At 58.7% G+C, this 9,768-nt stretch carries 8 protein-coding genes and 1 pseudogene; 4 read left to right on the top strand and 5 right to left on the bottom strand.

Annotated features, from left to right (window positions below; genetic code table 11):
• Positions 1 to 823, bottom strand: an 823-nt coding sequence (locus tag DBR24_RS04580; RefSeq protein WP_146188955.1) for a magnesium transporter CorA family protein, incomplete at its 3' end; no start/stop codon positions are given.
• Between the two features lie 7 nt (positions 824 to 830).
• Positions 831 to 2,405, bottom strand: a complete 1,575-nt coding sequence (locus DBR24_RS04575; protein WP_128614040.1) for a RimK family protein — start codon at positions 2,403 to 2,405, stop codon at positions 831 to 833.
• A 92-nt stretch (positions 2,406 to 2,497) separates the two neighbouring features.
• On the opposite strand from DBR24_RS04575, the gene DBR24_RS04570 reads away from it, so the two are divergent.
• Entirely contained in the window at positions 2,498 to 3,598 is a 1,101-nt protein-coding gene (locus DBR24_RS04570; protein ID WP_128614039.1) for a GNAT family N-acetyltransferase/peptidase C39 family protein, read from the top strand.
• A gap of 140 nt (positions 3,599 to 3,738) precedes the next feature.
• Here DBR24_RS04570 and DBR24_RS04565 read toward each other — a convergent pair whose 3' ends face one another.
• Positions 3,739 to 4,884, bottom strand: a complete 1,146-nt coding sequence (locus DBR24_RS04565; protein ID WP_128614038.1) for a PQQ-dependent sugar dehydrogenase — start codon at positions 4,882 to 4,884, stop codon at positions 3,739 to 3,741.
• A gap of 50 nt (positions 4,885 to 4,934) precedes the next feature.
• On the bottom strand, positions 4,935 to 5,276 hold the full coding sequence (locus tag DBR24_RS04560) for a hypothetical protein (RefSeq protein ID WP_128614037.1): 342 nt from the start codon (positions 5,274 to 5,276) through the stop codon (positions 4,935 to 4,937).
• A 199-nt stretch (positions 5,277 to 5,475) separates the two neighbouring features.
• On the opposite strand from DBR24_RS04560, the gene DBR24_RS04555 reads away from it, so the two are divergent.
• A complete protein-coding gene (locus DBR24_RS04555) occupies positions 5,476 to 6,342 on the top strand; it encodes a Ku protein (RefSeq protein WP_128614036.1) in 867 nt (288 codons plus the stop codon).
• Positions 6,343 to 6,484: 142 nt separating this feature from the next.
• Here DBR24_RS04555 and lpxO read toward each other — a convergent pair whose 3' ends face one another.
• Positions 6,485 to 7,384 (bottom strand): lipid A hydroxylase LpxO, encoded by a 900-nt coding sequence (gene lpxO / locus DBR24_RS04550; RefSeq protein ID WP_123469190.1) that lies wholly within the window; start codon positions 7,382 to 7,384, stop codon positions 6,485 to 6,487.
• Between the two features lie 379 nt (positions 7,385 to 7,763).
• On the opposite strand from lpxO, the gene DBR24_RS04545 reads away from it, so the two are divergent.
• The gene (locus DBR24_RS04545; protein WP_123468932.1) at positions 7,764 to 9,350 is read left to right on the top strand and encodes an ABC-F family ATPase; all 1,587 of its coding nucleotides are present in this window, start codon (positions 7,764 to 7,766) and stop codon (positions 9,348 to 9,350) included.
• A 222-nt stretch (positions 9,351 to 9,572) separates the two neighbouring features.
• Positions 9,573 to 9,768 (top strand): annotated as a pseudogene (locus DBR24_RS04540) (MFS transporter); the annotation flags it as partial.

Here is a 9,768-nt window from a genome sequence, read left to right as displayed (position 1 = left end):
TCATCATGCTGAACTCCGACATCCCGCCAATGCTCGCAACCAGGTTCAACGGCAAAAACACCACATTGATCAACGTCAGCTTGCGCAACAGATTATTCATGCTGTTGTTCATCAAATTGCCCCGCGCATCAATCAGCCCGGAAAACACCGTCGAGTAGATTTCCGCCTGCTTGTAGCACTGGTTGTTCTCGATGATCAGATCATCAATCAACCCGATCGCCTCACTGCCGAAATGCTGCTTCTCGGCATGATTGCGCAACCGCGTCAGCACCGCGCCATTACTGTGTAAGGCGTTGATGTAATAAATCAGGCTCTCACTGAGATTGAACATCTGAATCAGATGCTGGTTCTGCATCGAAGCATTGAATTTCTGCTGCAACTCGCGAGCGACCAGCTTGATCACCTTCAAGTGCCCCAGGTAGTGATGAATATTGTTGAACAGCAGATCAAGCAACACATCCAGCGGGGTGTTCAACGGCTGCCGGGAACCGAGGCCATGCAAGGGTGTGTCGTCAGTGGCAATCACCAGCAATTGCCCGGGCGCAAACAGCAGACCGCATGAGGACACCTCAAACGCCAGGCTGCCACCGCCAGAATAGTTCTCCGGGCGCTTCCAGATCAGGAACAGATGGTCGGGGTGAAACTCGATCCGCGATACCTCGTCCGGATCCAGCGCCGAGGCCAGCGCGTGCTCGTCGACCTTGAAATGGCTGTGCAGCAAGTCACGTTCGGCGGCGTCCGGGTTGCTGAACAGCATCACCTCGGCGTCCAGTCGTTCAACCCGCTGCAAGGCGCCGTGGCTCAATGCGAAACTGTTGATCATCGGCAGGTCACCAGGCCTGGCCGCGACGCTTCAGTTCCAGCCGTCGCACGAACTCTTCCAGTACCAGTGAATACAGATCGTCCTGCAAATACGCGTCTTCGATGCCGGCGTCGAGATTGGGGTTGTCGTTGACTTCGATCACCACCACCTTGTCGCCGGCCTGTTTCAGATCGACGCCGTAGAGACCGTCGCCAATCAGGTTGGCCGTCTTCACCGCCAGCTCGACCACTGCCCGGGGCGCCTCGTGCACCGCCAGCGTCCGGCACTCGCCGTTGACGTCCTGGCCCTTGGCCTTGTGGTTATAGATCTGCCAGTGGCCCTTGGACATAAAGTACTGGCAGGCGAAGATCGGTTTGCGGTTGAGCACGCCGATGCGCCAGTCGTACTCGGTGTAAAAAAACTCCTGGGCCAGCAACAGCACCGAGTGCTCGAACAGTTCGGCGGTGGCTTCGAGCAAGGCCTGCTGGCTCTCGACCTTGATCACACCACGGGAAAAACAACCATCGGGAATCTTCAGCACCAAGGGAAACCCGAGGCGCTCGCCCACCCGCTCGAAGTCTTCGGGTCGCTCCTTGTAGAGAATTTCGGTGACGGGCATGCCCAGTTGATGGCTGTTGAGCAAGTCGGTCAGGTAAACCTTGTTGGTGCAGCGCAGAATCGACGTCGGGTCATCCATCACCACCAGCCCTTCGCTTTCAGCCTTTTTGGCGAAGCGGTAAGTGTGGTTGTCGACGCTGGTGGTTTCGCGGATCAGCAAACCGTCGTACTCGGCCAGGCGCGCATAGTCCTTGCGCTCGATCAGTTCGACATCAATGCCCATGGTCTTGCCGACCCGGACGAAATTCTCCAGCGCTTTGGCGTTGGAAGGCGGCAAGGCTTCTTGCGGATCGTGCAAGATCGCCAGGTCATACCGCGCCACTTGCGGAGAACGCGGAACACGCCAGATTTTACGGCTGAAGCCATCCAGCGCATTGGCGAACTGATCTTCCTGATCATCGCGCAACTTGTGCAGCGCGCCGGACTTTATACCTTCGATGTGCCAGCCGTTAGTTCGACCGAACTCCACTAACAGGATCGGACACGGAAACACTTCAAACAACTGCCGGGCCAAATCCTGCAGCGGTTCGATATGCGTCCGGCCGAAATAAAGGGTCAGGGTAAAGCCTTCGGTATCGCTGTAGAGATGATGACTGAGGGCTTTTTCGAGGGTTTTATCCAGGTCGTCCAGTGCCAGCCCGTACAGCGACTTTCGGGTCAGTTCACTGATCGTGCGTACTGACGGAATCACCTTGTGCCCGCGGGCTTCGGCCAACAGCGAGCAGTAATAACCGTGGCCCAGGTACTTGTAACTGCGGCACAGATTGATCACCTGCACCCGCTTGCCGGGTTCGGCTTCGCGGGTCTGTTCCAGATATTCCTGGGCGGTGACGATGCCTTCGCTGGGAAAATACGAGGCCCAGTCTTCCTTGCGTTCGACAATGATCAGCACTTGACTGGAAGTTCTCGCCGTTGAATTTAAATAAGTTGCCGCCGGCAAACTTTGCTCGGATACTTCGCGCCAATGACCCTGTACCGCTGACATAGAGATTGATCCGTTGGAGAACAAGACCATTTCTATTAAGCACGAAGTTTTTCGAAAGTCCCGTTTCGTTACGCAACTTTTACGGTGGTCATATGAGTGCTGTTTTTCGTCTGGCGGTAGTTGAAGATTTGCCGGCGCTGCTGGCATTGGAAATGCAATGTTTCACCACGGACCGGCTCACGGCGCGCAGTTTTCAGTGGATGATTACTCGCGCCCATGGCCAGTTGCTCGTGGCGGAGCGCGAAGGCCAATTGCTCGGTTACGCCTTGGTCCTGTTTCATCGCGGCACGTCGCTGGCGCGGTTGTACTCCATCGCAATCGCCAGCGAGGCGCGCGGCGGCGGATGGGGCAAGCAACTGCTGCAACGCATCGAAGCCATCGCCCTGGAACACGATTGCGCCTACCTGCGTCTTGAGGTGCGGATCGACAACCCCGCCGCCATTGCCCTGTACGAACGTAACGGCTACCGGCGCTTTGCCCTGATTCATGATTACTACGAAGACCATGCCGACGCCTTGCGCCTGGAAAAACGCATTCTTCAGCATCGCGACTCACGCAACATAAAGGTGCCCTACTACCCGCAAACCACCGAGTTCACTTGCGGCCCGGCCTGTCTATTGATGGCCATGGGCGCTTTGCAATCGCAGCGCTTGCTGGAGCGACGCGAAGAATTGCAGCTCTGGCGTGAAGCAACCACAGTGTTCATGACCTCCGGGCACGGTGGCTGCAGCCCCCAAGGTCTGGCGCTGGCCGCGTGGCGCCGCGGCTTTCGCGTGCGCTTGCAAGTCAGCCTGGCAGGTCCCCTGTTTCTCGACGGCGTGCGCGATGCGCATAAAAAAGACGTCATGCGCCTGGTCCATGAGGAATTCACCGCGCAGCTGGCCGAGACCGATGTCGAGTGTCTGATCGGTACACCGCTGGATCTACCCCGCTTGCTGGATACGGGCGGGCAGCCTCTGGTGTTGATCAGCAGTTACCGGCTGACCCGCTCCAAGTCGCCGCACTGGGTGGTGGTGACCGACTGCGACGAGGATTTCGTTTACCTGCATGACCCCGATGTCGATCACAGCCAGCATCGGCAGCCCATGGACTGCCAGCATGTACCGGTCAGTCATGGCGAGTTCGAGAAGATGTGCCGGTTTGGCCGGGGCAAGTTGCGAGCGGCGGTGGTGTTGTATACCCGCGAGCAATGAGCAGGATTGCTTTTGTGGCGAGGGGATTTATCCCCGTTGGGTCGCGTAGCGGCTCCCTGTGAGAAGCAGGTGACTGCTGCGCAGTCCAACGGGGATAAATCCCCTGGCCAGAGTTAGGTGGATTGCCTTCTTGGGAGGTGTTACTTCAGGCCGAGTTTGTAGAGCGATCCATTCTCTTCATCCGTCAGCACATACAAGTAACCATCCGGCCCTTGGCGCACATCGCGAATCCGCTGTTTCAGCTCGCCCAGCAACCGCTCTTCATGCACCACCTTGTCGCCATCGAACTGCAGGCGAATCAGCTCCTGAGTCGCCAGCGCGCCGATAAACGCGTTGTGTTGCCACGGTTTGAAGCGGTCACCGTCATAGAACGTCATGCCGCTGACGCCCGGCGATTTTTCCCAGACATGATGCGGCGCGATCGTGCCTTCAGCGGTTTCACCCTGCGCTTCGGGAATCGGTTGCATCGAGTAGTTGATGCCGTGGGTCGCCAACGGCCAACCGTAATTTTTCCCGCGTTCGATGATATTCACCTCATCGCCACCCCGAGGCCCGTGCTCGTTTTCCCACAGGGTACCCGTCCATGGGTTGAGTGCCGCGCCCTGCGGGTTACGAATGCCATAGGCCCAGATCTCCGGGCGCACGCCGGACTGGCCCACGAATGGATTGTCGTCCGGCACTCTGCCGTCGGGATAAAGACGTACGATCTTGCCCTGCAATTTGTCGAGGTCCTGTGCGGTCGGCCGATCGTTGTTCTCGCCCAGGGTGATAAACAGATAACCGTCGCGATCGAACACCAGCCTCGAGCCGAAATGATTGCCCACCGACAACTTCGGCTCCTGACGAAAGATCACCTTGAAGTCCTTGAGGGTCTTCAGGTCCTCCGACAAGCGCCCGCGCCCGACCGCCGTCCCGGCCTTGCCCCCTTCAGCACCGCCCTCGGCGTAGGACAGATACACAAGCCGGTCGGCCTTGAAGTCCGGCGACAACACGACATCGAGCAAACCGCCCTGCCCCTTGGCCCAGACTTCCGGGACCCCGTCGATGGGCGCGGACAGCTTGCCGTCGGCCGCGACGACCCGCAGGTTGCCCGGCCGCTCAGTCACCAGCACGCCTTGCCGATCAGGCAAAAAGGCCAGCGCCCAGGGATGCTCCAGCCCTTGGGCCAGAGTGGTGACTTCAAGACTGCCCTGTTCGCTTTGCAGCGCCTTGGGGGCGGCGGCATGTACCGGGACGCTGATCAGCGCGCCGGCGCACAGGCTGGCTAAAAGGGTTTTACGCAACATGCACGATTCCTTTTGTCATTTGAAAGGCTGACAGAACGCGGTCCTGCCGTTCAACGGTTGCTGCCGGTATCCCGCGAGGGCGGGTTGGGAATGAACGTGGGTGGCGTGGCCGGCACTGAGCGAATCGGCAGGCCGTTGCCGATACCGCGGTTCTCTACGGTGGGCTGACGCGGTGTCGGTACGGTGTTCGGCCCGCGCATGGGCGGCGTACTGGGCTGGGTGCCCTGCATGCTGTTGGGGTTGGCCCGGCGAATCGGGCTGTTATAGGGATTGTTGCTGTTGCCGGCAGGACTTTGCGCAAGCAGCAACGGCGCGGATGGCCTCGGGGCTTCAGCGTGAGCCAGGCCGGCACTGAGTGCCATGGCAACGATGCCAAGCAGAAAGCGGTTCATGAAGCAGCCTCTCGATGCGCAGGGAATGGGCTGGGGTTGCAGCGTTCGAGTCCACGCTACGCTCAGGGTTCGGATTTGTTAACCCGTCCGCTTTAAACAACATGTAACACGACTTGACTGCTGCGCCTGCTGAAGCGCAGTCAGCGGAAACTTTCTTGGCGCGCGCAAGGTCACCTGATCATCACTTGGAGAACACACCATGGCTCGGGCAATCTGGAAAGGCGCGATCAGTTTCGGTCTGGTTCACATCCCGGTCGCGCTGGTGTCGGCGACCGCCTGGCAAGGCGTCGACTTTGACTGGCTCGACAGCCGCAGCATGGACCCGGTGGGCTATAAACGGGTGAACAAGGTGACCGGCAAAGAGGTCACCAAAGACCATATCGTCAAGGGCGTGGCTTACGAAAAAGGTCGGTATGTGGTGCTCAGCGAGGAGGAAATTCGCTCGGCGCACCCGGTGTCCACCCAGACCATTGATATTTTCTCGTTTGTCGAGGCTGATCAGATTCCCCTGCAAAACATCGATACGCCCTACTACCTGGCACCGGACAAACGGGGCGGCAAGGTCTACGCGCTGCTGCGTGAAACCCTGAGCAAGACCAACAAAGTCGCCCTCGCTCGGGTGGTGCTGCATACGCGCCAGTATCTGGCCGCGCTGATGCCGCTGGAGTCGGCACTGGTGCTGGTGAAGTTACGCTGGCCGCAGGAAGTCCGCGGGCTCGACGAGCTGGATCTGGGCAGCGAAGTGACCAAGCCGCAACTGGCCAAGGGCGAACTGGACATGGCCAGGCGCCTGGTTGAAGACATGAGCGCAGACTGGAAACCCGAAGACTACAAGGACGAATTCGAAGCCAAGATCATGGCGCTGGTCGAGAAGAAAGCCCATGAAGGCAAGATCGAGGATGTCGAGACTGTGGGTGGCGAAGAGGAGCGCAAAACGGCGGATGTTATCGACTTGACCGAGCTGCTCAAACGCAGTCTGGGTGGGAAAGCAGCGGCAAAACCCAAGGCAAAATCAGCGAAGCCGGCCAAGGCGGCCCCAGCGAAAAAGACCAAGAAGGCTTCTTGATCTTTTGCGCCGATGGTCAGGGCCCCTTCGCGGGCAAGCCCGCTTCCACAGGTTCTGGCGGTGTGAATGAGTTCTGCGCATCACACCTGCCCCTGTCGAAGCGGGCTTGCCCGCGAAGGCGGCCCCACAGGCGCCGCGGTCTTCAGATCAGGATGAAGATCGCCAGCAAGCCAGCGAAAATCGCCCATTTCTCCAGGTAATACCGCATGCGGTTGCGTTTTTTCAGCTCTTTGCCGCGCAGGCGAATCTTGTAGATTCTGGTAAACAGGCGGTTGATGCCGCCGGTTTTGTCGCCGGCATCATTCGGGGCACCCGCCGCCGACATTACCGTGCGGCTGAACCACCGGTTGAACGCCGCCGCCCAGCGGTACTTCATCGGGCGCTCGATGTCGCAGAACAGGATGATGCGGTTCTTGTCCGTGGCGTTTTCGGCGTAATGGATGAACGTCTCATCGAACACCACCGCCTCACCGTCGCGCCAGTGATAGTTCTCACCGTCAACGTTGATGTAGCAACCGGCGTCATTGGGCGTATCCAGGCCCAGGTGATAGCGGTAAGAACCGGCATAGGGGTCGCGGTGCCGTACCAGTTTCGACCCCGGCGGCAGTTCGGCGAACATCGCCGCCTTGATCGAGCCGATGCTTTGCACCAGTTCCGTGGTGCGCGGGCACAGCTTCATCGCCGACGGATGACTTTCGCCGTACCACTTCAGGTAAAAACGCTTCCAGCCGCTTTTGAAGAACGAGTTGAAACCGACGTCATCGTACTGGTTGGAGCGCTTGATCTCGCCGGCACGCAACAGATTCTGACCTTCTTCGCGGATCTCCTGCCAATGCGCCTGCAACGGGCTGAGATCAGGAAACTCCGCCGGATTCAGGTAAGGCTTGCTGGGGATCTTCGAGAACAAATAAAGGAAGCAGTTGATCGGTGCGAGGAAGGTCGAGTGATCGCTCAGTTGCCGACCCAGTTTGTGACGCACACGCCCCCGCAGGTGAACGTATGCAATGGAAATGACATAAATAGCAGCAATGATGAGTTTCACGGAAATCGTCACACGTCAGAAGTGAACAAACTGCGCACCTGGCGGCTCGGGGCCGGGCGTCTTATGCAGTGGTCTGGAAACAGATGGCACGTCCTTGAGCCGACGCCGGAGTGGGCGCCGGGCGAATGGATGGCATTTTAGCCATACTTTGTAACCGATGGTGAACCTCATCTGTGAAAAACTGTCCGCTGAATCAGCCAAACAGCAGGCGCGGCATCATCGCCCTATCGTTTAAAGAGCCAGACCAGTACAATCGCCGCCAAACTTTACGCGCCCCCCTTGGTTGATGACGGGACTGTCCCGCTTCAGCGCACTTCGACTCGGGCCCAGCGCTCCGGCCGCACCCTCGCAATTTAAGAATGCTTCGCAGGAAAAACTCTTGATTTCTACAGCTAACATCACGATGCAGTTCGGCGCCAAGCCGCTCTTCGAAAACGTTTCGGTCAAATTTGGCGCGGGCAACCGCTACGGCCTGATCGGCGCCAACGGTTGCGGCAAGTCGACCTTCATGAAAATCCTCGGCGGCGACCTTGATCCGTCCGGCGGCCAGGTCATGCTCGAGCCGAACGTGCGTCTGGGTAAATTGCGCCAGGACCAGTTCGCGTACGAAGAATTCACCGTGATCGACACCGTGATCATGGGTCACGAAGAGCTGTGGAAGGTCAAGGCAGAACGCGACCGCATCTACTCACTGGCGGAAATGTCTGAAGAAGACGGCATGGCCGTGGCCGAGCTGGAAACCGAGTTCGCTGAAATGGACGGCTACACCGCCGAATCCCGTGCTGGCGAGCTGCTGCTGGGTCTGGGCATTCCACTGGAACAGCATTTCGGCCCGATGAGCGAAGTCTCCCCAGGCTGGAAACTGCGCGTATTGCTGGCTCAGGCCCTGTTCTCCGATCCCGAAGTGCTGTTGCTCGACGAACCGACCAACCACTTGGACATCAACACCATTCGCTGGCTGGAAAACATCCTGACTCAGCGTAACAGTCTGATGATCATCATCTCTCACGACCGTCACTTCCTAAACAGCGTGTGCACGCACATGGCTGACCTGGATTACGGCGAGCTGCGCCTGTTCCCGGGCAACTACGACGAGTACATGACCGTGGCGACCCAGTCCCGCGAGCAACTGCTGTCGGACAACGCCAAGAAGAAGGCGCAGATTTCCGAGCTGCAATCGTTCGTCAGCCGCTTCTCGGCCAACGCCTCGAAAGCCAAACAGGCCACTTCCCGCGCCAAGGCGATCGACAAGATCCAACTGGCCGAGGTCAAGCCTTCCAGCCGCGTGAGCCCGTTCATCCGTTTCGAGCAGAACAAAAAGCTGCACCGCCAGGCGGTCATGGTCGAAAAGATGGCCAAAGGTTTCGACGGCAAGCCACTGTTCAAGGACTTCAGCTTCCAGGTTGAAGCCGGCGAGCGCGTAGCGATCATCGGTCCGAACGGTATCGGCAAGACCACCCTGCTGCGCACCCTGGTCAATGAACTGACCCCGGATGCCGGTAGCGTCAAGTGGACCGACGCCGCAGAGCTGGGCTACTACGCTCAGGACCACGCGCACGATTTCGAAGACGACGTGACCCTGTTCGACTGGATGGGTCAGTGGACTCAAGGCGAGCAGATGATTCGCGGTACTTTGGGCCGCATGCTGTTCTCCAACGACGAGATCCTCAAGTCGGTCAAGGTGATTTCCGGTGGTGAGCAAGGTCGCATGCTCTTCGGCAAGCTGATCCTGCAAAAGCCGAACGTGCTGATCATGGACGAACCGACCAACCACCTGGACATGGAATCGATCGAGGCGCTGAACCTGGCGCTGGAGAACTACCCGGGCACGCTGATCTTCGTCAGCCACGACCGTGAGTTCGTATCGTCCCTGGCCACGCGCATCATCGAGCTGAGCCCGAATGGCGTGACTGACTTCAGCGGCACTTACGATGACTACCTGCGTAGTCAGGGTGTGGTGCTCTAAGAGCAGCTGCCAGCGTTAAGCCGCGAGCCTCAAGCAAAAGCCCTGTCCATGTGACGGGGCTTTTTGCATTCCAGAGCCCGTAGTTATGCGAGTACCGACACAATCGCGAGCAGGCTATCAGCAACAATCGGGATAGCCAGGAAAATAGTTAGCCTGCTTCCTTTTGTTCCAGCGCCAAGCCATCATGCCGACTCTCCCACCGCCGCCCGCGAACGAGTCCTCATGTCTGCGCAGCAACTGCCCCCGCAGAGCACCATGGCGATCACCCTGCAGATCGTCTCCATCGTGTTCTATACCTTTATCGCTTTCCTCTGCATCGGCCTGCCGATCGCGGTGTTGCCCGGTTACGTCCATGAACAGTTGGGGTTCAGCGCCATTGTGGCGGGGCTGGTGATCGGCTCACAGTACCTGGCCACCC

It is taken from the genome of Pseudomonas sp. HMWF006, from assembly GCF_003061205.1.
GTDB lineage: Bacteria > Pseudomonadota > Gammaproteobacteria > Pseudomonadales > Pseudomonadaceae > Aquipseudomonas > Aquipseudomonas monsensis.
Note: the sequence above shows the minus strand (reverse complement) of the source record. Positions and strands in the feature narration are given on the sequence as shown.